Genomic DNA, 22,718 nt, shown 5'->3' on the forward strand with positions numbered 1-22,718 from the left:
CGAAAACGCGAGAATTAACAAGGGCTACGCAGGATCCCATGGCGGGGTTGACGCCGCCTCTCGCAGCCGCGATATAGCAGGCTCAGCGGTGGGCCACCCCCAATATCTGGCGTATGCGAGGCAGATTGCCATGAAATCCTGGCGCAAAGCCGTCGTCGGTACCCAGGCGACCGTGGGCGACGCCATTGCCGCGATCGAGAGCGGAAGCATCCAGATTGCGCTGGTGCTCGACGACCAGAACCGGTTGCTCGGCGCGGTCACCGACGGCGACGTCAGACGCGGACTGCTGCGCGGCATCGCCCTCACCGGACTTGCGACCGACATCATGAACCGGACGCCGGTATCGGCCCCTGCCACCTTGCCGCGCGAGGATCGCCTGCATTTGATGCGGCAGAGGTCGATCAAGCAGCTCCCTCTTGTCGACGAGGGCGGCCATCTCGTCGTGGTCGAGACGCTCGATGAGCTGCTCGAACCGCGTCATTATCCGAACCCCGTACTGATCATGGCGGGCGGCCTCGGCGAGCGCCTGGGCGCGCTCACACGCGACGTGCCGAAGCCGATGCTCAATGTCGGCGGGCGGCCACTGCTCGAGACGATCGTTCGCAACGTCGTGCAGCAGGGTTTTCGCAACATCTTCATTTCGGTCAACTACAAGGCCGAGACGATCAAGGACTACTTTGCCGATGGCACCGCCTTCGGCGCCAACATCCAGTACGTGCACGAGACCGAACGGCTGGGCACCGCCGGTGCGCTCGGGCTGTTTTCGACACCGCCGGATCTGCCGATGATCGTCACCAACGGCGACATCCTCACCACGATCAACTACGGCGCGCTTCTCGACTTCCACAACGGAACGCCGGCGGAAGCGACGATGGCCGTTCGCGAGCACAAGGTGCACGTCCCCTATGGCGTGGTTTCGACGTCGGAGGGCTTTCTCCAGACCATTCGCGAGAAGCCGACCGAGAGCTGGTTCGTCAGCGCAGGCATCTATGTGATCGGCAGGTCCGTCTTCAGCCATGTCAGGCCCGGCATCAGCATCGACATGCCTGCCGTGCTGGAGCGCGTGATCGCCGGCAGGGGACGGGTCGCGGTCTATCCCATTCGCGAGTACTGGCTCGACATCGGCCGCCTCGAGGATTTCGAGCAGGCGCATGCGGAGTTTCACGAGGTCTTCCCGTGACCTCGACAACCGCACTCGTGGTCGGCCTCGGCTCGATCGGCACAAGGCATGCGCGCGTCCTACGCGAGCTCGGCGTTCGGGTCGCGACGGTCAGCCGGCGCGAAGGCGCCGATTACGGATCGATCGCGCAGGCTCTGGCGGCGGCGCATCCGGACTACGTGGTGATCGCCACCGAGACGGCGCGCCATGCGGACAATCTGCAAGAGCTCGCGCAGAGCGGCTTCCACGGCAAAGTCCTTGTCGAAAAGCCGCTATTCGCAACACCTGCATCACCCCCGAAATATCCGTTTGCCCATGTCAGCGTCGGATACAATCTCCGCTTTCACCCCGTGATGACGGCGCTGGCCGAAAGACTGCGCGGGCGAGACGTGATCACGGTCGGCGCCTATGTCGGCCAGGACATCAGGGACTGGCGGCCGGACCGCGATCACCGCGCGACCGCATCCGCCACCGCTGATGCCGGAGGCGGCGTGCTGCGGGATCTCAGCCACGAACTGGACTACCTCTTGTGGCTGTTCGGGCCATGGCATCGCGTCGCCGCGCTCGGCGGCGCCTCCGGCGCTCGCGACATCGACGTCGACGACCACCTCGATCTGCTGCTCGATATGCAGCGGGCACCATCGGTCCACGTCCATATGGACTATCTCGACCGTCAGGGCGTCCGCCGCATTCGCGTCAATGTCGACGACGACACTATCGAGGCAGATTTCGTCGGCGGCCGTCTCACGATCAACGGCAAGGCAACGGAGATCCCCAGCGAGCGCGACCAGAGCTACCGCGACATGCATGTCGCGGCAATGCGTGGCGCGAGCCCGGTCTGCTCGCTGCCAGAGGCCCTTGGCGTCATGCATCTGATCGACGCTAGCGAGCGCGCGTTGCGCACCAAGACCTGGGTGTCGCCGTGAGTCTTCTCTGCACCATCTGCGCGCGAGGCGGCTCGAAAGGGGTCGTCGGCAAGAACGCGCGCGATCTCCTCGGCAGGCCCGTGCTCGCCTGGAGCATCGCGCAGGCGCGCGAGACCGGCCTGTTCGATGCGATCGCCTTCAGCAGCGATTCGGACGCCCTGCTCGATGCGGCGGTGAAGGCGGGCGCCGACATTGCGGTCAAGCGCCCGGGCGAGATGGCGACCGATACCGCGCCGAAGCTGCCGGCGATCCGGCATTGCCTCGAGCAGGCGATTGCGCAAACGGGCAAGACGCCGGAGATCTTCGTCGATCTCGACGTCACCTCGCCACTCAGGCTGGCCTCCGACATCAGCGGGGCGGTGGCGCTGCTGCGCGAGAGCGGCGCGCGCAATGTCATTACCGGGGCGCCGGCGCGACGGTCGCCATATTTCAATCTTGTCGAGCAGCGGACCGACGGCAGCGTTGGCCTCTCCAAACCCACCAATCCGCCGGTCACGCGACGCCAGGATGCGCCACGCTGCTTCGACATGAACGCGTCGATCTACGTCTGGCGCGTCGCGCCGTTCCTGGAGCAGCCCGCGGTGTTCTATCCGGACACGCGTCTGTTCGAAATGCCGGAAGAGCGTTCGATCGACATCGATTCCGATCTCGATTTTACGTTGGTGGAACTGTTGCTCCGCCAGCGACTGCCGGCCTGAGGAGGCGCAAGCGATGACCACGAGCTTCAAGGCTCTGTTCGATCTGACCGGGCGTACTGCCGCCGTCACCGGCGGGTGCGGCATCCTCGGACGTCGCTTTGCCGAGGGGCTTGCCGAGTTCGGCGCCAATGTCGCGATCGTCGATCTCGATCAGGCCGCGACCGATGCTGCGGCGACCGACGTCGTCTCACGCCATGCCGTCCGCGCCAGAGGCTACGGTTGCGACATCACCGATCCTGATGCGGTGCGCAATACGGCCGATGCGATCGAAGCCGATCTCGGACCGGTCTCGATCCTGCTCAACAACGCCGCGAGCAAGACCCGCGATGTGGACGCCTTCTTCGCACCCGTCGAGACGTTTTCGCAGGACACCTGGCGCGAGATCATGGCGGTCAATCTCGACGGCATGTTCAATGTCGCGCAGGTGTTCGGCGGCCGGATGGCCGAGCGCGGCTACGGCGCCATCGTGCAAACCGCCTCGATCTACGGACTGATGGCACCCGACCAGCGCATCTACGAAGGCTCCGAATATCTCGGCCGCGCCATCAACACGCCCGCGGTCTACACGGCGTCCAAAGCCGGCGTCATCGGCCTGACCAAGCACCTCGCGACGTACTGGGCAGCGAAAGGCGTTCGCGTCAATACGCTCACCCCAGGCGGGGTGGAGAGCGGGCAAAACGAGACCTTCAAGGCGCGCTATGGCGCCCGTATCCCGCTCGGCCGCATGGCTCGCGCGGACGAGATGGTAGGGACCATGCTGTTTCTGGTGTCCGACGCTGCGTCCTACGTGACTGGGCAGAACATCGCCGTCGACGGCGGACTGAGCGCCTGGTAACGAAACCCCAATGATCAAGCGCCTGATCCAGAACACGGTGATTTCGGCGCTTGCCTTCGGCGTGGCCGCTTTGCTCGGGCTGGCGGTCATTCCACTGATCATTCGAACCTGGGGAGTGACCGAGTTCGGCCTCATCGTGATCTCTCGGCTGCTGCTGCCCAGCGGAATGATGGCGGTGCTGGACCTCGGTCTGTCCGAGGTTGCCACGCAAGTCGTCGCGCGCGCGAGAGAGCATCGCAATTGGGAGCAGGCGGGCCGCCAGATCGTTTTTCTCGGTGTGGCCTCCATCGCGCTCACCTTGATCCTGAGCGCGACCATCTGGCTCGCGACGCCGCTGCTCGTCATCGTGATGAAGGTTGACGCCGCGCATCTGGAGGCTTTCACTCGGATCATGCATTATACGGCGCTCGCGAATTTGATCTTCGTTCCGGCGCTGGTGTGGGAAGGCATCGTAAAAGGTTTTGAGCGCTACAACCTGCTCCGCTTGGCGGAGGTCACGTCCACGACGGCCTATGTCGGCCTGACATTCGCGGCCTCGTGGATGGCGGCAGGCTTTGAAGTGGTAGCATATGTCTATCTCGTCACGCTCGCCGCCCGCGCTATCGTGATCGGGATCGCGGCGTTGGTGGCCTTGCGGCGCAAACACGTGCGATTGCTGCCGTGGACCACGGACATCCGGCAGGACCTCCTGCATCGCTGCCTGCTGCTCCTGCAAGGCAAACTGATGGGCGGCGTCGCCGGCCCGCTTCAGCCGTTCCTGGTTGGACTGCTGTTCGGCCCCAAAGCTGTCGGCACCTACGACGCCCTGGTGCGCTTGTCGCGGGTCTCCAAAGTCGTTGTGAGCCTCCTGACGTCCGCCTTGCTTCCGGTCGCCAGCCGCCTCGACGAGCGTGGCAGCGCGTCATCGTTCCAGCGCCTCGGTGACCTCGGCCTCGTCATGATGCCGATGTTCGTGGTGCCGCCCCTTGCAGCAACCGCGATTCTCTCCCCCGAGATCATGAGCATCTGGATAGGTCCACTCCTGGCGCCCTACGCGTTCTGGATGGGCCTGAGCTTCCTGGTTCCGATCTGCGCGCAATACGTGGCGATCGGCAGCCTGATCTTCCTGACGCGGCCCGAGGTACAGTCCCGGCTCAACCGGCTGATGGCCATTCAGCTTCTGGTCTGGGCGGCGGTCTCCGCCGCGACGTTGCATTTGTTCGCGGAACGCGCCCTGATACTTGGCCAGGTCATCGGAAGCATCGCCATGCTGCCCTTGCAGCTGAGGGAGTTGCGCAGTGCACTCGAGCTCGATCGCAATCAGTTCGCGAAGGTGATCGGAACCCAGTTCGCAATCCTTCTCCTGGCAAGCGTTTTTCTAGCAACAATTGCAGGTTACATTCGGTTCGACAGCGTGCTAAAGCTCGCGCTCGGTTCCATGGTTTTCTGTCTGGTGACCTGGGTGCTCCAGTACTTTCTGGTCCTCGAGAAGCGGCACCGGACTGTATTTCCTGCAGTCGGACAACTGATGGGACTGACGTCCAAAAGCAGCTGAATGAACATCCACGCGACAGACACGACAGCCGTCATCACAGGTTTCGCTCCGGCGTCATTGTCGGACAAGGCTACGACTTATGCCATCGACGCGGCAAGGAGCATTGGCCGTCTCGTCATGCGCCGTGTGAAGCGCACTGCCGACGTCGTCGATTCCGAGTACAATCTGACGCATTGGCAGCGAATGCTGTCCGAAAAGGCCTGGACGAAGGCCGCCAGCATCGACGAGTTCCTGATACCGAAGAATCCCGCGCGGGGTCTTCGCAAGGTGGACAATCAGATTTGCAGGGTCGCGGCCGACGACTACTATCGCTATCGCGCCGGAGCCCTCGGCGATCTGCTCGCGCGGCACACAGGTGGCGCCACGGAGATCATCGAACTCGGCGCAGGCTGCGGCATCAATCTGCTTTCCCTTCACCTCAATCACCCCGACTGGAAGCTGCGCGGGTTCGACATCGCGCCGAACGGAATCGCCGCGGGTCGCGAGATCGCAGCGCATTATGACCTGTCGGACCGGATATCGCTCGACCGGATCGACCTGACCGACGGCAGCGACCCAAACTACGCAGCGATCAGGGACAAGGTCGTTTTCACCTACTTTTGCATCGAGCAGATTCCTTATGGCGTGCGCAAGGTGGTGGACAACATCATTGCTGCGAGGCCGAAGCGCGTCATCAACATCGAGCCGACGACGGAGCTGCTGAATCTCTCGAGCGCGCGAGATATCGTCAGCTACCTCTATATCCGTTCGGTCGACTACCAGACGCAGCTGTTCTCGACGCTCGACGATTACGAGCGAGAGGGCCGGGTCCGCATCCTGGCGCGTGAACGGATGCCGTTCGCGCCGACGATCCACAATGATGGTTTTTTGTATTGCTGGGAGCCCACATGACAACCATCGGCACCACGACTGATCGACCTGCTCCGAAGAAGCAGAAGGTCAACCAGTTTCGCCGCCTGTTGTGGCACTTCAACCGGACAGATCTCGGCTGGGTCACCAAGGCAGCCTTGACGACCCTGCAGCCGGGCGCCCGCGCCAAACGTGTCGCCCTGCTCGATCAGCTTCCGTCGAAAGCGGAATGGAGCGAGGCAAGCCGGAAGCTAGACAAGGACGGCTACGCGGATGTCTCCTCGCTGATGGACCGCAACCTCGCGGAAGCCGTCGCGACGGTCGCGGACAACAAGGTCAGCCGGCTGAAGGAACTCTCCGACAAGCAGCAGCTCGGCCACAAGTCATTCTGGGTCAGCCTGCTGGATGAGGACCTCGTCAACGGCGCCTTTGCGACCGACCATCCTTTCGTGCGCTACGCCCTGCAGCCGGCCGCGCTGCGCATCATCGGCGACTTCATGCACGACCTACCGCAATTGTCGGACGTGCTGCTGACATTGTCGCAACCGACGCCGAACCAGGCGCTCAGCTATTCCCAGCTCTGGCATCTCGATCATGACGACAAGCGTGTCTGCAAGCTCTTCATCTATCTGACCGACGTGCAGAACACCGCCGACGGTCCGTTCACCTTCATTCCGGCCGGGCCGTCGAAGCCCTTCCGCAACACGCTGAAAAGCCACATGAGCGACGCGCAGGTGTTCGCCAAGACCGGCCCCGACGCCGTCAAGGAGATGATCGCGCCCCGCCTGTCGTCCTTCATCGTCAACACCGCCCGCTGCCTGCACATGGGGAGCCGGATCCAGTCGGATCACAGCCGCCTGCTGTATACGGCAACTTATATCCAGCAACCGCGCATCTATCCCGAACCGCCGGCGCGGTTCCGCGCGGTCGGCGCCCTGACCGACCTCGAGCGCACCGTGATGCGGCTCTGATACGGACCTGCCGGGAGCTCACATCTTGCGCATAGGCCTGGTGGTCGATCACCCCAAGCGTGACCTGCCGGGCGCAGTCATGCTCGGCTATCAACTCGCGCGCCGCGGCGTCTCGGTCGTGCTGGTGCCGATGTACGAGCAGGCCGTCGACGTGCCGCGGCTCGGACTCGATGCGCTGGTCGTCAACTATGCGCGCCCGGCCAATCTCGATCTGATGCGCAGCTTCGCCAAGGCAGGCCTTGCGCTTTACGTCCTCGATACCGAAGGCGGCGTGCTTGCAGAAAAGGGCGGCAACTCGCCGCCGGCGATGGCCGCACACGTCAGGAGCAGCGGTTACGCCGATATCCTCTCGGGCTATTTCTTCTGGGGCAGCCGGCTCCACGACGCCTTCCTGGCGGCGGGAACCATGAAACCGGAGCAGCTTCATCTCACCGGATGCCCGCGTTTCGATTTTGCGGCGCCACGCTGGCGCACGCTGCTTGACAGCGAGCCGCGCGGTTATCTGCTCGTCAACGCCAACTTCCCGCTGGTCAATTCACGCTTTACCGGCAAGCCGGGCGGCGAGCGCGAGGCGATGGTGCGGGCCGGCTGGGATGGCGCCTATGTCGACCGCTTCATCGCGGACCTGAAGCAGGTCTTCACCAACTACCTCGCCGAGATCGACCGGCTCGCCGGCGCGCGGCCCGACCGCACCATTCTCGTGCGTCCGCATCCTTTCGAGAGCGAAGACGTTTATCGCAACGCGCTCGCGCGCCATGCCAATGTCGTGATCGACGGCACCGGCAGCGTGCTCGACCGCATCCGCAATGCGGCCACGGTCGTCCATCTCAATTGCGGCACCGCGGTCGAATCGGTCCTGCTCGGAAAGCTTCCGCTCCAGCTCGAATATCTGAACACGCCGGTCACCGCCGGCCACGCCGCGCTGCCCGCGCGCGTGAGCCGCTCGGTCAATTCGTTCGACGAGCTGCTCGGCGCGATCGATCACATCGAGCGCGAGACCGAGACCTTCGACTTCGCGCGCGTCCACGCCGCCGATATCGAGGCCTTCTTTCATCTCAACGACGGACAGGCTGCCGAACGGGTCGCCGATGTGTTGACCGGCGCAAGCAGTTCGCGCCGGCCTTACGTCTCGTTGCTGGCGACCGTGAAGGGCACGCGCGACAAGCCGAGCCTCGGCCAGGTCGTCAAGGGCACGGCCAGTGCCGTGCTCGGGTCGGCCGTCACCGAACGGCTGCGCAGCCGGTTCAACCCCGCGCGGCGCGACAAGCGGATCGAACCGGTCTTCGTCAGGACGCTGCTGCAGCGTATCGCAACTCATGACCGCGCGACCCCGTCGCAATTCATCGCGCGGCGCGCGCACTGCGCGACGACGGGCTTGCCGCTCGCGAGCATTGCCATCGAACCCGCCCGATAGACCATGGCCTCATCTGCAAGAACCATCCTCATCACCACGCTCGCCGAATACCAGACGCGGTTCTGGATTCCGGTCGCGCAGCGGCTGCGCGCAGCCGGCGACGACGTCGAGCTGCTCGCCTTCGACGATCGCAGCGCCGAGATGTCGGCCGCCGAAGGCGTGCCGGTCACCAACATGTACCGCGAGGGCCTCAAGACCGGCTCCTCGCCCGACGATCGCGGCGCATTCGATGCGCGCGTCGCCGCCTACGGGCTGGACGGGACCAATTTCCTGTTCAGCCATGAGCGCTTCACCTTCGGCATCCGCGATACGGCCGCGCTGCGGCGGCGCTTCATGATCTATGCCAATGCGATGGAGACGGTGCTCGATCGGCTGGAGCGGCAAGACAAGCGCGCCGAGCTGGTGCAGGAGCTCGGCGGCTTTCTCTCGGTGCTCGCGAGCTTCTACGCCGCAAGGCGCCGCAACATCCGCAACTGGTTCATCGAGCCTTCGTTCTTTCGCGGCCGCATGTACTTCACGCCCGACACGCTCGGCGCGCCCGACGTGATGCCGACGCCGGCGGACGCCGTCTCGCCTGAAGTGCGCGCCTATCTCGACGACACGCTGACGCAGCGGGCGATCGTCATCCCCAAGAAGGACCAGCATCATTATTCGGCGGCCTTCAAGAAGGTCGTGAACCTGCGCAACGCCAACCGTCTCGTCGAAAAGCTCTGGGACCAGTTCGCGCTCGGCAAGCACCAGGAGTTCGGACACAATCTGCGCCATGCGCGGGTGCACGCCGCGATGGCGCTCAATGCGACGCGGCTGCGCAAGCTCTACAGGCCGATCCCCGAGGCGCCCTTCGTCTACTATCCGTTTCACGTTCCGGCCGACATGGCGCTGACGCTGCGCTCGCCCGACTATCTGGACCAGGTCGCGACCGTCGACTTCCTGCTGCGGACGATCCCGGACTCGCATGTGCTGGTTGTGAAGGAACACCCGGCCCAGATCGGCGCGATCTCTGCCGACCGCCTGTTCGAGCTGGCGCGCCGGTTCGACAATTTCGTGCTGCTGGCGCCGCAGACCAACAATTACACCGTGCTCAATCGCGCCGATGCCGTCATCTCCGTCAACAGCAAGTCGGGTGCCGAAGCGCTGCTGCTCGGCAAGCCGGTCGTGGTGATGGGCGATGCGTTCTATCGCTCCTGCCCGCTGGTCCATGCGGTCGATCGTCTGGCCGATGTACCCGCACGGTTGCGCGAGGCGCTCTCCGCCGGGCCGTTCGATCCGGCCAAGGGCGCGCCGTATTTCGAGTCGGCCTGGCGGCGGTCTTATCCGGGCGAGCTCTATGTCAGCGATCCCAAACTGCTCGACACGTTTGCGGCCTCCTTGCGTGCCGCAATCGCTGAGCCGGCCCGCGTGAACTGAACGGACCCATCATGCCGCTCGTTTCGATCATCACACCATCCTGGAACGTCGAAGGCCTGATCGAGGAGACGATCCGTTCGGTACAGAGCCAGACCTTCACAGATTGGGAGCTTTTGATCGCCGACGACTGCTCGACCGACAAGACGCCGGAGATCATCGCTGACATCGGCGCGCGCGATCCGCGTGTCAAGTTGATCCGGCAGGCCAGGAATGGCGGCCCGGCGCTCGCGCGCCAGGCGTCGATCGATGCCGCGCAGGGCCGCTATCTCGCCTTCCTCGACAGCGACGATCTGTGGCTGCCCGAGAAGCTGGAGCGGCAGCTCGCCTTCGCGAAGACGAAGCAGGCCGCCCTCACCTACACCGCTTTCCGCCGCATCAACGAGGCCACCACCGTCACCGGACGACTGATCGAAGTGCCGGCCTCGCTCACCTATGGCCAGCTGCTGAAGAATACCGCGATCGCGACGCTGACCGCGATGGTCGACCGAGAGATCGCGGGCCCTATCGCCATGAAGAACGAGGGCTATGACGATTTCTGCTTGTGGCTCTCGATCCTCAAGCGCGGCCACACCGCATACGGCCTCAACGAGGATCTGGCTCGCTACCGCGTCAGGGGCTCCTCGGTCTCCAGCCGCCCGATGCGCTCGGCCAAATGGGTCTGGCAGATCTACCGCAATGTCGAGCACCTCTCCTTGGTCCGATCGGCCTGGTGCTTCGCCAATTGGGGAGCGCGGGCGTGGCTGAAGCGGCGGGAGTTCTAGGCGCACCGCAGCACTTGCCCCGGCTGGAAAAAATGCGAAAACAACCCCATGCACAGTAGCGGTAGTCAAATACCTCTCTCCAAACCCACTTGGCTATTGGCGAGTCCGGCCGTTGCCGATACCACTCAGCCCCGCTCCCGCCGGACAATCTGGAACCGATCATGCCGTTTGAAAGCTACAAGAACAGCCGCATCCTCGTGACCGGGGGCGCTGGGTTCATCGGATCGCACTTGTGCGAGCGACTGCTCGATGCCGGCGCCGAGGTGGTATCCGCGGACAATTATTTCACCGGCAGCCGGCGCAACATCGCGCATCTGATCGCAAATCCGCTGTTCGAAGCCGTCCGGCACGACGTCACCTTCCCGCTCTACATCGAGGTCGACGCGATATTCAATCTGGCCTGCCCGGCCTCGCCGATCCACTACCAGCGCGATCCGGTGCAGACCACCAAGACTTCGGTGCACGGCGCCATCAACATGCTGGGGCTCGCCAAACGGCTCAAGGCGCGCATATTCCAGGCTTCGACCAGCGAGGTCTATGGCGATCCGCTGATCCATCCGCAGACCGAGGATTACTGGGGCAACGTCAATCCGATCGGCATCCGTTCCTGCTACGATGAGGGCAAGCGCTGCGCCGAGACGCTGTTCTTCGACTACTGGCGCCAGCACGGCCTGCCGATCAAGGTCGCGCGCATCTTCAACACCTACGGCCCGCGTATGCAGCCAAATGACGGCCGCGTGGTGTCGTCCTTCATCGTCCAGGCGCTCCAGGGCGAGCCGATCACCATTTTCGGCGATGGCCAGCAGACCCGCTCGTTCTGCTATGTCAACGACCTCGTCGAGGCCATCATGCGGTTGATGGTGACTGCGGAGGACGTCACCGGCCCGATCAATCTCGGCAACAATTCCGAGTTCACGATCCGCGAGCTCGCCGAGACGGTCATCGCACTCACGGGCTCGCGTTCCAAGCTGGAGTTCAAGCCGCTGCCGCAGGACGACCCGCGTCAGCGCCAACCCGACCTCGCCAAGGCGAAGGCTGTCCTGAACTGGGAGCCGAAGATCGCGCTCGAGGACGGCCTGAAGGAGACCATCGCCTATTTCAAGCACTCGTTCGAGATCGCCTGATCCGGCTCGCAAGGTCCCTCATCGGCGGCGAGCCTGTCCGCCATGAGCCGTCCGGCATCATCAGGGAAATCCCGATCGCGGCTGGACTCGATGGCTCCGCGACGGCGTCAGGCGAGCAGCAAGCCGATGTGGTGCAGCTCGTGGAGAAGGTCAACGGGGCTGACCGGCACGGGAGCACCCTGGTTCACTACCGCCTCAGGCACCGACGGCGCGGACGTGACCTCCGCACCAACCCAGCCGGGCATCGGATCAGGCGCCTCCGGCGGGCTGGACAGTGATGCGTCATCGAACCTGAACACGAGAGCATCCGCAGCGAGCGGCGCGGCGCCGACGCTGCCGTCGCCATTGAGATCCTGATGGAGTGTCGGCTCCAGCGCTTTCAGAGACGGATCGGACCCGAGCACTTCCGGGGCCGCCGCAAGGGTGGTCTGGAAGTTTCCGTTGGCGTCCGTGCTCCAGACGGAATAATGCGCGTTCGATGAGCTCTTCCAGACGACGTCGTAGCCGCCGCCCGACACCTGCTCGGCGCCAATGACCGTCCAAACACCCCAATCCGCCGCGATCACAGCAGACCCCGCATACTTCAGCACAGGTCCGGTGCCGGTCGCGATGCTGTTCAGGTGGTAGTTGCCGCCGGACAGGACCACGCTGGTCGATCCGAGCGCCTCGATCGTGGTGCTACTGAGGGCAGGGGCGCCAATCGTGCCGTCGCCGTTGAGATCCTGCTGGAGCGTCGGCTCCAGCGCCTGCAGGGACGCATCGGTCCCCAGCACTTCGGGGGCCGCGGCCAGTGTGGTCACGAAGTTGCCGTTGCTGTCGGTGCTCCACACGGAATAATGCGCGTTCGATGAACTCTTCCAGACGACGTCGTAACCGCCTCCCGACACCTGCTCGGCGCCAATGACCGTCCACACTCCCCAATTCGCCGCGATCACCGCCGACCCCGCATATTTCAGGACAGGTCCGGTGCCGGTCGCGATGCTGTTCAGGTGGTAGTTGCCGCCGGACAGGACCACGCTGGTCGATCCGAGCGCCTCGATCGTGGTGTTACTGACGACGGGGGCGCCAATCGTGCCGTCGCCGTTGAGATCCTGCTGGAGCGTCGGCTCCAGCGCCTGCAGGGACGCATCGGTCCCCAGCACCTCGGGGGCCGCGGCCAGTGTGGTCAGGAAGTTGCCGTTGCTGTCAGTGCTCCACACGGAATAATGGGCGTTCGATGAACTCTTCCAGACCACGTCGTAGCCGCCGCCCGATACCTGCTCGGCACCAATGACCGTCCACACACCCCAATCCGCAGCGATCACTGCGGAGCCCGCATACTTCAGGATCGGTCCGGTGCCGGTCGAGATGCTGTTCAGGTGGTAATTGCCGCCGGACAGGACCACGCTGGTCGATCCGAACGTCTCGATCACAGTCGTCGTCAGACTGGCGCTGGCGACCGTGCCATCCCCAAACTGGAAATATTCGACGCCGGTGAGGGTATCAGTGCCGTCTGGCGAGCCGTTGCGCAGATCGGTCAGCGTGAACGTCTGTGTCGTTGTGTTGTAGGCAACCGCATAACTGGCCCGGCTGCCCGAATACACTGCGGTGTCCGTGCCCGGGCCGCCGATGATGGTGTCGTTGCCGCCACCGCCGGTGATCGTATCGTTGCCTGCGCCGCCGTTCAGCACGTTGGCGATCGCGTTGCCGATGATCGTGTCGTTGCCGGACCCGCCGGTGGCGTTGTCGATGTAGGAGCGCAAGTCGCCATTAAAGAGATAGGCGTTGTAGACGTTGCCCGATGCGTAGTGGCCGTCACCGAGATAGGCCAGCTGCACGGAGGAGAATACCGACGACGCACCGGGATTGAGATTGATGCTCAGGTTCGTCGTGTAGTTCGACAGATCGTAGGTATCGACGCCGCCGCCGTCCCAGACCGTCTCGTAGATGCGGTTGGCCGAGCCGCCTGCGCCGCCGCCAGGCGCGAGCTGCCCGACGCCGTTGATGAACTCCTGGCCCGTCGTGGGATTCCAGGTGTAGACCGTATTGCCGCTCTGGGTCGTGTAGTTCGCGCCATACATTGTCTGCAGCGCGAGGATATCGTTGGCCATATAGGTCTGCGGATATCCATACGATTCATTGGTGTAGCCGCTCGTGGTCGACGCACCGACATAGCTGCGATAGCTCATGACGGTGTATTCGCTGTCATCATGCGCGCTCGGTACCGCGACGTTGGCGGGGCCGCCGGTCTCCTGGCTGTGCTTGAGGCCGAAGGCGTGGCCGAGTTCGTGAAGCGCGGTCGTGAAATAGTAATTGCCGAGCTTGGCCAGCGAGTAGTCGTACTGGGTGCCGAACCATACATCGCCCCCCGCTGAATAGTTGCCGGGGTAGTAGGCGTAGGAGGTCGGATTGGCCGACGGGGACTGCGCGACCATGATGTCGCCGCTTCCGGTCCCGTTGTACTGGATCGTGGCGTTGGTGTAGCCGCGGATCAGCCCGATCGCATAGTTGATCGCCGCCTGCATCTGGGTCGGCGCCGAGGCGAAACCCGTCGAGCTCGGTTCGCTGCTGCCGCCGTAGTAAGGATTGGAGTAGTCGCTGGGCGAATCCGGAAAGCTGTAGCTGATCGTGCCGGTCCACTTGTAGCCCGACAGCAGGCCGTCGATCTCCGCATTGTTGGTGGCACTGACATTAACGGCGGTGGCCAATGAACTCTCCGGAGCAATGCATCGCGCGATTCGCTGTGCTGGGGTATGGTTCTAGCTAGAGAGTTATACGTTTGGTTTAACTTGGGCGTCGACCCCTCAGCCGGGCCGTAACGCCCTGTTAGCCATCAAATCCCGTAGTGATACGGACCAGCGGCGGTGGTCTGTTCCGTAAAGGAAACCATGAAACTGGGTCCACTTTCGGCCGGTCTGATTGGAGCCCTGGCGATGCTTGCCGGGCCGGACCGTCTGCCCATCGGAGAGCAACCTGTCATGGCCTCGAAAGCCAATGCGGACGAAAGCGGCAATGCGAACGCCAAGGCAGGACGCGCCCCCTCCATGCCAATTGCCCGCGATCCTGCCGTCGCGGTGGCCGAGGAATTCGAAGCCGCCCGCCGGACGGGAACGCGGCAGGCTTTCGAACTCTTCATAGCGCGCCACGGCGACGACCCCCTGGCCGAGCAGGCGCGTGCCGAGCTGAAGCGCCTGTCGCGCTGATCCCTTGCGCAAGCGCAATAGCCTGCGCCGGGCGAGGCCCACTCAGGCCTGCATTTCGACAGCCGGCATCCGCGTCGAGGCAGACTTGCCGCCCGATGTTTCGGCACTATGGTGGCTCCGCAATCTGTCCCGGAGCCTTTCACGATGCCTTTTCCGCATGCCTCGGAAGCCCTGTCGCGCTTCACCGTGCTCGATCTGACCCGTGTTCGCTCCGGCCCGACCTGCGTGCGGCAGCTCGCGGACTGGGGCGCCAACGTCGTCAAGATCGACGCGCTGACCGAGGATGCGGGCGGCGAGCAGCCGGGTGGGCCGCGCCAGGGTTCCGACTTCCAGAATTTGCACCGCAACAAGCGGGCCATGACGCTGAACCTGAAGGACGAGCGCGGGCTCGCCGTGTTCAAGCGCCTCGTCGCCAAGGCCGACGTCGTGGTCGAGAATTTCCGTCCCGACGTGAAGAAGAAGCTCGGCATCGATTATGACAGCCTCGCCACGATCAACCCGCGCATCGTCTATGGCAGCATCTCCGGCTTCGGCCAGGATGGCCCCTACCACAAGCGGCCGGGCTTCGATCAGATCGCGCAAGGCATGGGCGGGCTGATGTCGATCACCGGCGCGCCGGGCGAAGGCCCGATGCGGGTCGGCATTCCCGTCGCCGACCTCAGCGCCGGCCTGTTCTGCGCCATGGGCATCCTCACCGCGCTGCTCGAACGCGAGGTCTCGGGCAAGGGCCAGTGGGTGCAAACCTCGCTGCTGCAGGCCCAAATCTTCATGCTCGATTTCCAGGCCGCGCGCTGGCTAATGGAAAAGGAGGTGGCAAAGCAGGCCGGCAACAACCATCCGACCAGCATTCCGACCGGCGTGTTCAAGACTTCCGACGGGTACATCAACATCGCCACCACCGGCGGGCGGATCTGGGAGCGCTGTGCGCAGGCGATCGGCGCGCCGGAACTCGTCAGCAATCCCGACTACGCGACCGCGCCGGCACGCTCGAAGAACCGCGACGCGCTCAACGCCGAGATCGAGCGGCACACCATGACGAAGTCAACCGAGAGCTGGGTCCGCGAACTCAACGAGGCCGGCGTGCCCTGCGGGCCGATCTACGCCATCGACCAGATGTTCGAGGACGCGCAGGTCAAGCATCTCGGCATCGCGCAGGACGTGCCCAACGAAGAAGGCCGGCACATCCGCCTGGTCGGGCAGCCCGTGACGCTGTCGCGCACGCCGAGCAGGATGGTGGCGCGGCCGCCGGAATTCGGCGAGCAGACCGAGGAGGTGCTGAAGGAGTTCGGCTTCAGTGCGGACGAGATCGCAAGGCTCCGCGACGCCAAGGTGCTGTGAACCTCACGCACCGTCTGCAACGACAAAGCCCGGCGCGAGCCGGGCTTTGCTTCCAAGCCAAGGTAGTGTCCCGACCGAAATGCCACCACATAGCTAAGCTATTGATATCTGGAGGGATTACTCCGAAATCCTACGCGGATGTCGCCCTGGTCCCATGTGTGAACCCGATGCGTCCCAGCAAACGGTCGATCGCCGACCAGAACAGCAGCAGAATCGCCAGCGTCGTGATTGAGCCGACCAGGCCATTCGACCAGAACACCTTCAAAGTCCCGCCCGAACCGATCATCGACAGGCGAAACGCATCCTCCGCACGGTTGCCGAGCACCAGCGCCAGCGTGAACGGCGCCAGCGGAATGCCGATCTTCTTGAAGACGTAGCCGACGACGCCGAAGCCCAGCATCAGCCAGATGTCGAACATCGCGTTCTGGATCGCATAGGCGCCGATCGCGCAGGACACCACGATCATCGGCGCCACCGCGGCGAACGGCACGCGCAGGATCGAGGCGAAGATCGGCACCGTCGTCAGCACCAGCACGAGGCCGACGACGTTGCCGAGGTACATCGAGGCGATCAGGCCCCAGACGAAGTCCTTGTGCTCGACGAACAGCAGCGGACCCGGATTGAGCCCCCACACCATCAGGCCGCCGAGCAGGATCGCGGCAGTGCCCGAGCCGGGAATGCCGAGCGCCAGCATCGGCAGCAGCGCCGAGGTGCCGGAGGCATGCGCCGCGGTCTCCGGCGCGAACACGCCCTCGATGCGGCCCTTGCCGAAGCTATCGGGCTCCTTTGCGAAGCGTTTTGCCAGATTGTAGCCCATGAAGGACGCCGCGATCGCGCCTCCGGGGGTGATGCCGAGCCAGCAGCCGATGAAGGAGGAGCGCAGCAGCGTCACCCAGTATTTCGGCAGGTCCTTCCAGACGCCGAGCACGACGCGGAGCGAGATGCCCGCCGCGTGTCCCCGCAGCGCCAGCCGCTCCTCCATCGTCAGCAGGATCTCGCTGATGCCGAACAGGCCGATGACGGCGACAAGGAAGTTGATGCCGCGGAGCAGCTCCGGCGAGCCGAAGGTCATGCGCAGATTACCGGACACCGTATCCATGCCGATGCCGGCGAGCAGCAGGCCCAGCGACATCGAGATGACGGTCTTGTGCTTGGCCTCGCGCCCGAGACCAACGAAGGAGCAGAAGGTCAAGAGATACACCGCGAAGAACTCGGGCGGGCCGAACTTCAGCGCGAAGGACGAGATCATCGGTGCGAGGAAGGTGATCAGGAGCACCGCGACCAGCGAGCCGATGAAGGAGGACGTGAACGCAGCCGTCAGCGCCTCCGCCGCCCTGCCTTGCTGGGCCATCGGATAGCCGTCGAAGGTGGTTGCGACCGACCAGGCTTCGCCGGGGATGTTGAACAGGATCGAGGTGATGGCGCCGCCGAACAGCGCGCCCCAATAGATGCAGGACAGCATCACGATCGCCGAGGTCGGATCCATCGTGAAGGTGAGCGGCAACAGGATCGCGACGCCATTGGGACCGCCGAGCCCCGGCAGCACGCCGACGAAGATGCCGAGCACGAGCCCGACCATCATCAGGACGAGCGTCTTCCAGGTGAGCAGGACGGCGAAGCCGTGAAGCAGGAGACCGAGAGCTTCCATCGCGTGGGCCCGCCTAGCGGCCGAGGGCCGCTTCGAGCGGTCCCTTCGGCATGATGACGTCGAAGGCGATATCGAAGGTGACGAACATGATCGCCGTGAACACGAAAGCTGTGAGCAGCGACTTCCACAGCGCGATCTTTCCGACGAGCCGCATGAAGCCCGCGATCAGGAGGAAGCTCGCGACATAGAGGCCGAGGAACTGCGTCACCACGCAGAACAGCAGCGTCGGCACGAACACCGCCATGACGCGACGGGCCTGCGCGTGCGTGACGAAGGTCTCGCGCGAGGAGCGCCGGGCGAGGAACGCCGAGATCAGGCCGTAGAGGCTGCCGGCGCCGAGGATGACCGAGAGATAGAACGGGAAATAGCCGGGCTCGGGCCCGGTCGCATCCCAGGACGCGCCGGTGCGCCAATTGTCGTAGCCGAGCGTGATGGCGAGCGCGAGCAGCAGGAGACAGACGACGATCTCGATCGTGCCGGAGGCGACGATGGAGGGCGAGTCGTCTTCGGGCGCGGTTGGATCGTCGACGACGATTTCGATATCGGTTTGGGACATGGGCGAACAACAAACGCTGCGGCTGATCCCTCTCCCGCTTGCAAGGGAGAGGTTAGGGTGAGGGGGAGTCTCCACGAGGACGGTGAAAGCTGGACTCGCGGAGAGTCCCCCTCACCCGGATTGCATCTTCGATGCAACATAGCCGAAGCTCCGCTTCGGCGTCCCCTTGAGAATGGCCGCCTAGGCCACCTATGCTCTTGTGTCCAGAAAATCTGCCAGAATGTGCGAACGGGCGGTTCTCGCAAAACCGCCCGTCGCTGGATCTGAGCCCGTTCGTGCTCAAAGGCCTTGAGCCTGTCGGGGAGCGAGGGACAGATCCGGTGGTCTTCCTCAACCCGAACAGTTGCATGGGCTTCGAGCCCGAACCGAGCAAGGAAGGGAGTAGATGATGGCACAAAACGACGTCCTTGTCGCTGGCATCGACGTGGCCAAGGACAAGGTGGATGTGTGCATTCGCTCATTGTCACAACGGCAGACGTTCGCGAGCAGCCCAGAAGGTCGGCGAGCGCTGATCCGCTGGCTTCGCAAGCACAAGGTCGGCAAAGCCGCCATGGAGGCTTCCGGTGGTTATGAGCGGGAGTGGGCCAAGGTGCTACGCCAGGATGGTATCGAAGGCTTGGTGGTGGATCCAAAGCGGGTGCGCAACTTCGCCAAATCGGCTGGACAGCTCGCCAAGAACGATCCGATCGATGCGGAGATGATTGCCTGGTTCGCCGAGACCTTCATTGAGGCAAGGGGGCAAGCCTACGATGCGGCACGCGAGAAGCTGGCGCAGATCGTGAGTGCGCGCCAGGCTCTGATTGACGTGCAGACGAGCTTGCGAAACAGGACGGAGCATTCCACTCCTGACGTCGTGCAGAAGATGCAAAATCGCCTGCTGAAGCGGCTCGCCGCCGAAATTGCCAAGCTGGAAGCAGCGATCGCAGCCCTGATCAAGACCACACCGCGTTTTGCCGAACTCGCCGAGATCATCGAGAGCGTACCAGGTCTTGCCGGGGGCACATCCGCCGGACTGATCGGGGCGATGCCGGAACTCGGCCAGATAGGCAACAAAGTGGCCGCGGCCCTGCTGGGTGCTGCGCCTTATGACGACGACAGCGGCAAACGTCGGGGCGTCCGTCATATCCAGGGCGGACGCCGCAAGGTCCGCAACGTCTTCTACATGGCGTCCATGGGAGCCGCGACCCGGCATAACCCCGTGCTCAAGGCCTTTTACGATCGCCTGATCGCCAAAGGCAAGGAGCCGAAGGTTGCGCTCACCGCCTGCATGCGCAAGCTCATCGTGATCCTGAACGTCATGATCGCACGCGGCGAGAAATGGGACGCCGGCCGGTACGAAGTGAGCAACTCCGCTCGGCTTCCGCCGAGCGCTTGCACGCCCTGAAGACCGGCGAGCGGACGGGGTCAAGGCCGGAAGCCGCCGGAGGCGGTGGCGCGCCAGCGCCAGCCTTGAGGCCGGCCGATCGCCGGGCTACTTCAACACAGTTGCTCCCCGCAAGCGGGGAGAGGTGAAGAAGACAACTACTTCGCGACGAAACCGGCTTCCGTCATCAGCGACTTGTTCAGCGCATCGTCCTCCTCGAGGAACTGCACCATATCCTTGCCGGTGAGGAAGATCGGCTTCAGCGCCTGCTTCTCCATGTAGTCCTTGTATTCGGCGGTCTGCGTCACCTTGTGGAACAGATCGACATAGAACGCCTGCTGCTCGGCCGTGACCTTGCCGGGCAGGAACATCGCGCGCAGCATCAGATACTGCACGTCGACGCCCTCCTCCTTGCAGGTCGGGATGTCAGCCCAGGACTGGGTGTCCGTCACCTTCGTCGTGTAGGAGATGCGCTCCTTGTCGAACACGCAGAGCGGACGCACCTGGCCAGCGCGCCAGACTTCGAGATTTTCGGACGGATTGTTGACGTTGGCTTCGGTGTGGTTGCCGACCAGCTGGGTCGCGGCTTCGCCACCCGACTTGTATGGCAAATAGGAGAATTTCGCGCCGGTCTTCTGCTCCAGGAATACGGTGAGCACGTGATCCTCGCGCTTGGAGCCGGTGCCGCCCATCTTGAATGGCGAACTCGCCGCCTTCGCGGCCGCGACGAATTCCTTCACCGTCTTGGGGCCTGCGCTGTTGTCCCAGAGCACGAATTGGTCGAGCGCGACCACGGAGACCGGCGTCAGTTCACGCCAGTTGAACGGAATCTTCGCCGACAGCGGCAGCATGTAGATCAGCGAATAGGCGATCAGCACCTTGTTCGGATCGCCCTCGCTGGATTTCATGTACATCAGCGCTTCCGCGCCCGAGGCGCCGCCCTTGAGCGAGACGACCATCGGCTGCTTCATCAGATTGTTCTTCTGGATCGCGGCCTGCATCATCCGCGCCATCTGATCGGAGGCGCCACCGGCGCCCGCGGCGACCACGATCTCGACCGGCTTCGTCGGCTCCCAGCCGGCGAAGGCGGGAGCAGCTGCCAACAGCGCTCCTGCGCTGCAAGCGACCATCATCAGTTTTCGCACGCGTCTCTTCCCTGTGGTTCTATCGCCGACAAAATCATCATGTCTCTGCCTCGACAAGTAATGGCATGTTCAGGCAGTTGCGCAATGTGACTTTGGGCGGAACCTGCTGTTGAGGCCAGGAGTCGCGGTTCACCCGCAGATACGACCACGCGCGCAGAGTGGGTCCATGGACAAAGTTCTCTCGTCAGAACGAAACGATGGCTCGAGACAAACGATCTTCAACCATAGCTCCTTTCCCTCACGTAGACTCTCGACAAGGGAGAACCGCGTTCAAGCGAACCAGCGCTGTTAACCATCCCGCTAAAAATTTATGCCATTGCAGCTGGCTTTTCTCAGATCCGCGTTCTACATTTGTCCTGCCGCCGCAATAAACGCGAAGGCGGCCGCCGCCGATGTTGCAGCACCGGACGACGGCCTGACCACAACAGACTACTATGGAGTCCATCATGGCTGATGGCCATTATACCGCCGATTCGGCGATCGTTTTCGCTTTCAAGCTTGCTGTTCCCGGCCGCAAGGGCCGCCAGGGCGGCCCCGAGGAGCAGGTTGTCGCGGCGCTCGCGCGCTGCAAGTCGGCGAACGAGGCAATGCTCTTGGCTTCGCCCCTGAACTAGCACCCGCCCTACTCACCCCAGACCCCGCGATCCGCACGCCGGCGACGCCCCGTCGCGGCATGGCCGCACGGCGCTGCTCGTTCGAGCCGAGCCCAGTGCCGTGCTGCCCCGTTCGGACAGGATCTTCATAAGCCCCAGGAGTTCTTCAATGTCGTTGTTCAAGAGCAAGGCCGTGCTGGCCCGCAGCACCACTCACATCTACCGGCCCTATGGCGGCATTGCCGACGTGCGCGAGGTCACCGACCGCGCCGCCCATGTCCGGGTTCTCGATTTTCCGTCGACACTGATTTCGGACATCATCGCAAGCGAGCTTGCCTGCCCCGCCTTCTACGCCATGGTCGGCTCGGGGCGCATCTATCTCGGGGAGACCAACAATCTCGGCCGCCGGTTGGGAGAACATGCCGCCGATCCTCAGAAGGGGTTCGTGCAGCGGGTCTTCGTTGTCCGGGGCGCCGAAGGGTTCCGCTTCACCAAGGACACGGCCGTCTATCTGCAGTACACGCTGACGCAGGCCGCCAAGGCGGGCAGGGCATTGCAGGTGATGGCGGGTTGCCCGCCCCGCTTGCCCGAACTCGACCCGCTCGACGTTCCGCTTCTCGAGCGCATCCTGGAGGATAGCAAGCGCCTTCTGTTCGACGCCGGCCTCGCCGCTTTCGAACCCTCACCGTTCAGTGGCGCGCACGAGCAGATCGCCGAGATTCCCGCATCCGAAACCGTCGAGGCGGACGAGACCGGCCCGATGGAAATCGGTGTCGACCTGCCGCGCGGCGGCAGCGAGTTCGAGCTTCGCTACGACGACACGCTGTGGGCGCACGGCTATCCCGCCGGCGACCGCTTCGTGGTGGCGGCCGGTTCGGACATTCGCATCACCACGAATCCGAGCGCGAGCGCGGTCAACCGCGCCCGCCGCGCGGCATTGTTCGACGCCGGCGTCTTGAGCCCGATCCCCGGAGCCTCCGATCGCATGCGCCTGACCGTCGACGTCGCCCTCCCCTCGATGGCGATCGCCGCCGCCGTGGCGTGCGGTGCCCACGTCGATTCTTCGAAGTGGCGGGCGATCGACCCCAATCAGCGCCCCTTGATGCATCTCTAGTACGAAGGTCGACGTCGCACGCTCCCGAGAGCGTGCGGCGTGGGCCTCAGCGCTTCTGGCGGCACCGCACCGCCGATCGAGCCCGAGGCGCCGGGCGTTGC

20 protein-coding genes are annotated in these 22,718 nt (G+C 63.9%); 16 read left to right on the plus strand and 4 right to left on the minus strand.

The genetic code is table 11. The features are described 5' to 3' along the window. Positions 1-130: 130 nt before the first annotated feature. From P6U28_RS20685 to P6U28_RS20735, 11 genes are all read left to right on the plus strand, one after another. Entirely contained in the window at positions 131-1,180 is a 1,050-nt protein-coding gene (locus P6U28_RS20685) for a nucleotidyltransferase family protein (RefSeq protein ID WP_407119731.1), read from the plus strand. Continuing rightward, positions 1,177-2,085, plus strand: coding sequence for a Gfo/Idh/MocA family protein (locus tag P6U28_RS20690; RefSeq protein WP_407119732.1), 909 nt, complete (start codon positions 1,177-1,179; stop codon positions 2,083-2,085). Before P6U28_RS20685 ends, P6U28_RS20690 begins: the two co-directional genes overlap by 4 nt. Beyond that, positions 2,082-2,783 (plus strand): acylneuraminate cytidylyltransferase family protein, encoded by a 702-nt coding sequence (locus tag P6U28_RS20695; RefSeq protein ID WP_407119733.1) that lies wholly within the window; start codon positions 2,082-2,084, stop codon positions 2,781-2,783. Before P6U28_RS20690 ends, P6U28_RS20695 begins: the two co-directional genes overlap by 4 nt. 13 nt (positions 2,784-2,796) lie before the next feature. Continuing rightward, complete coding sequence (locus P6U28_RS20700) at positions 2,797-3,618, plus strand: SDR family oxidoreductase (protein ID WP_407119734.1); 822 nt, start codon at positions 2,797-2,799, stop codon at positions 3,616-3,618. Between the two features lie 10 nt (positions 3,619-3,628). Continuing rightward, complete coding sequence (locus tag P6U28_RS20705) at positions 3,629-5,152, plus strand: lipopolysaccharide biosynthesis protein (RefSeq protein WP_407119735.1); 1,524 nt, start codon at positions 3,629-3,631, stop codon at positions 5,150-5,152. Further along, positions 5,153-6,043: a class I SAM-dependent methyltransferase gene (locus P6U28_RS20710; RefSeq protein ID WP_407119736.1), complete on the plus strand. Its 891-nt coding sequence runs from the start codon at positions 5,153-5,155 to the stop codon at positions 6,041-6,043. It begins immediately after the preceding gene. Continuing rightward, a complete protein-coding gene (locus P6U28_RS20715; RefSeq protein ID WP_407119737.1) occupies positions 6,040-6,972 on the plus strand; it encodes a hypothetical protein in 933 nt (310 codons plus the stop codon). Before P6U28_RS20710 ends, P6U28_RS20715 begins: the two co-directional genes overlap by 4 nt. A gap of 25 nt (positions 6,973-6,997) precedes the next feature. Next, positions 6,998-8,386 carry a surface carbohydrate biosynthesis protein gene (locus tag P6U28_RS20720; protein ID WP_407119738.1) on the plus strand — a complete coding sequence of 463 codons (1,389 nt, stop codon included), beginning with the start codon at positions 6,998-7,000 and terminating at the stop codon, positions 8,384-8,386. A gap of 3 nt (positions 8,387-8,389) precedes the next feature. Beyond that, the gene (locus P6U28_RS20725) at positions 8,390-9,793 is read left to right on the plus strand and encodes a capsule biosynthesis protein (RefSeq protein ID WP_407119739.1); all 1,404 of its coding nucleotides are present in this window, start codon (positions 8,390-8,392) and stop codon (positions 9,791-9,793) included. A gap of 11 nt (positions 9,794-9,804) precedes the next feature. Next, positions 9,805-10,554 carry a glycosyltransferase family 2 protein gene (locus P6U28_RS20730; RefSeq protein WP_407119740.1) on the plus strand — a complete coding sequence of 250 codons (750 nt, stop codon included), beginning with the start codon at positions 9,805-9,807 and terminating at the stop codon, positions 10,552-10,554. A 161-nt stretch (positions 10,555-10,715) separates the two neighbouring features. After that, positions 10,716-11,678, plus strand: a complete 963-nt coding sequence (locus tag P6U28_RS20735) for a UDP-glucuronic acid decarboxylase family protein (protein WP_407119741.1) — start codon at positions 10,716-10,718, stop codon at positions 11,676-11,678. 107 nt (positions 11,679-11,785) lie between these two features. On the opposite strand, the gene P6U28_RS20740 is transcribed toward P6U28_RS20735, so the two are convergent. Then, a complete protein-coding gene (locus P6U28_RS20740; RefSeq protein ID WP_407119742.1) occupies positions 11,786-14,365 on the minus strand; it encodes a M10 family metallopeptidase C-terminal domain-containing protein in 2,580 nt (859 codons plus the stop codon). A 270-nt stretch (positions 14,366-14,635) separates the two neighbouring features. On the opposite strand from P6U28_RS20740, the gene P6U28_RS20745 reads away from it, so the two are divergent. Continuing rightward, a complete protein-coding gene (locus tag P6U28_RS20745) occupies positions 14,636-14,860 on the plus strand; it encodes a hypothetical protein (protein WP_407119743.1) in 225 nt (74 codons plus the stop codon). 144 nt (positions 14,861-15,004) lie between these two features. Continuing rightward, positions 15,005-16,198, plus strand: coding sequence for a CaiB/BaiF CoA-transferase family protein (locus P6U28_RS20750; protein WP_209295631.1), 1,194 nt, complete (start codon positions 15,005-15,007; stop codon positions 16,196-16,198). A 130-nt stretch (positions 16,199-16,328) separates the two neighbouring features. Here the strand turns inward: P6U28_RS20750 and P6U28_RS20755 are convergent, their stop codons facing one another. Both P6U28_RS20755 and P6U28_RS20760 read right to left on the minus strand, forming a co-directional pair. After that, the gene (locus P6U28_RS20755) at positions 16,329-17,846 is read right to left on the minus strand and encodes a tripartite tricarboxylate transporter permease (RefSeq protein ID WP_407119744.1); all 1,518 of its coding nucleotides are present in this window, start codon (positions 17,844-17,846) and stop codon (positions 16,329-16,331) included. A 13-nt stretch (positions 17,847-17,859) separates the two neighbouring features. Continuing rightward, positions 17,860-18,402, minus strand: coding sequence for a tripartite tricarboxylate transporter TctB family protein (locus P6U28_RS20760; protein WP_162500196.1), 543 nt, complete (start codon positions 18,400-18,402; stop codon positions 17,860-17,862). A 385-nt stretch (positions 18,403-18,787) separates the two neighbouring features. Between P6U28_RS20760 and P6U28_RS20765 the strand changes: the two genes are divergently transcribed. After that, positions 18,788-19,786: an IS110 family transposase gene (locus P6U28_RS20765; RefSeq protein WP_122402735.1), complete on the plus strand. Its 999-nt coding sequence runs from the start codon at positions 18,788-18,790 to the stop codon at positions 19,784-19,786. 137 nt (positions 19,787-19,923) lie between these two features. Here the strand turns inward: P6U28_RS20765 and P6U28_RS20770 are convergent, their stop codons facing one another. Beyond that, positions 19,924-20,898 (minus strand): tripartite tricarboxylate transporter substrate binding protein, encoded by a 975-nt coding sequence (locus P6U28_RS20770; RefSeq protein WP_209295676.1) that lies wholly within the window; start codon positions 20,896-20,898, stop codon positions 19,924-19,926. 458 nt (positions 20,899-21,356) lie between these two features. On the opposite strand from P6U28_RS20770, the gene P6U28_RS20775 reads away from it, so the two are divergent. Together P6U28_RS20775 and P6U28_RS20780 are read left to right on the plus strand one after the other, a co-directional pair. Next, positions 21,357-21,524: a hypothetical protein gene (locus tag P6U28_RS20775; RefSeq protein ID WP_160118811.1), complete on the plus strand. Its 168-nt coding sequence runs from the start codon at positions 21,357-21,359 to the stop codon at positions 21,522-21,524. A gap of 172 nt (positions 21,525-21,696) precedes the next feature. Then, positions 21,697-22,617: a hypothetical protein gene (locus tag P6U28_RS20780; RefSeq protein WP_407119745.1), complete on the plus strand. Its 921-nt coding sequence runs from the start codon at positions 21,697-21,699 to the stop codon at positions 22,615-22,617. Positions 22,618-22,718 lie beyond the last annotated feature (101 nt).

The organism is Bradyrhizobium sp. STM 3561 (genome assembly GCF_045571455.1).
GTDB lineage: Bacteria > Pseudomonadota > Alphaproteobacteria > Rhizobiales > Xanthobacteraceae > Bradyrhizobium > Bradyrhizobium vignae.

Excerpts from the sequence above, each read along its gene's own strand:
- P6U28_RS20685 (WP_407119731.1), top strand. The coding sequence starts at position 131 with ATGAAATCCTGGCGCAAAGCCGTCGTCGGTACCCAGGCGACCGTGGGC.
- P6U28_RS20700 (WP_407119734.1), top strand. The coding sequence starts at position 2,797 with ATGACCACGAGCTTCAAGGCTCTGTTCGATCTGACCGGGCGTACTGCC.
- P6U28_RS20705 (WP_407119735.1), top strand. The coding sequence starts at position 3,629 with ATGATCAAGCGCCTGATCCAGAACACGGTGATTTCGGCGCTTGCCTTC.
- P6U28_RS20710 (WP_407119736.1), top strand. The coding sequence starts at position 5,153 with ATGAACATCCACGCGACAGACACGACAGCCGTCATCACAGGTTTCGCT.
- P6U28_RS20715 (WP_407119737.1), top strand. The coding sequence starts at position 6,040 with ATGACAACCATCGGCACCACGACTGATCGACCTGCTCCGAAGAAGCAG.
- P6U28_RS20725 (WP_407119739.1), top strand. The coding sequence starts at position 8,390 with ATGGCCTCATCTGCAAGAACCATCCTCATCACCACGCTCGCCGAATAC.
- P6U28_RS20730 (WP_407119740.1), top strand. The coding sequence starts at position 9,805 with ATGCCGCTCGTTTCGATCATCACACCATCCTGGAACGTCGAAGGCCTG.
- P6U28_RS20735 (WP_407119741.1), top strand. The coding sequence starts at position 10,716 with ATGCCGTTTGAAAGCTACAAGAACAGCCGCATCCTCGTGACCGGGGGC.
- P6U28_RS20745 (WP_407119743.1), top strand. The coding sequence starts at position 14,636 with ATGGCCTCGAAAGCCAATGCGGACGAAAGCGGCAATGCGAACGCCAAG.
- P6U28_RS20750 (WP_209295631.1), top strand. The coding sequence starts at position 15,005 with ATGCCTTTTCCGCATGCCTCGGAAGCCCTGTCGCGCTTCACCGTGCTC.
- P6U28_RS20755 (WP_407119744.1), bottom strand. The coding sequence starts at position 17,846 with ATGGAAGCTCTCGGTCTCCTGCTTCACGGCTTCGCCGTCCTGCTCACC.
- P6U28_RS20760 (WP_162500196.1), bottom strand. The coding sequence starts at position 18,402 with ATGTCCCAAACCGATATCGAAATCGTCGTCGACGATCCAACCGCGCCC.
- P6U28_RS20765 (WP_122402735.1), top strand. The coding sequence starts at position 18,788 with ATGATGGCACAAAACGACGTCCTTGTCGCTGGCATCGACGTGGCCAAG.
- P6U28_RS20770 (WP_209295676.1), bottom strand. The coding sequence starts at position 20,898 with ATGATGGTCGCTTGCAGCGCAGGAGCGCTGTTGGCAGCTGCTCCCGCC.
- P6U28_RS20775 (WP_160118811.1), top strand. The coding sequence starts at position 21,357 with ATGGCTGATGGCCATTATACCGCCGATTCGGCGATCGTTTTCGCTTTC.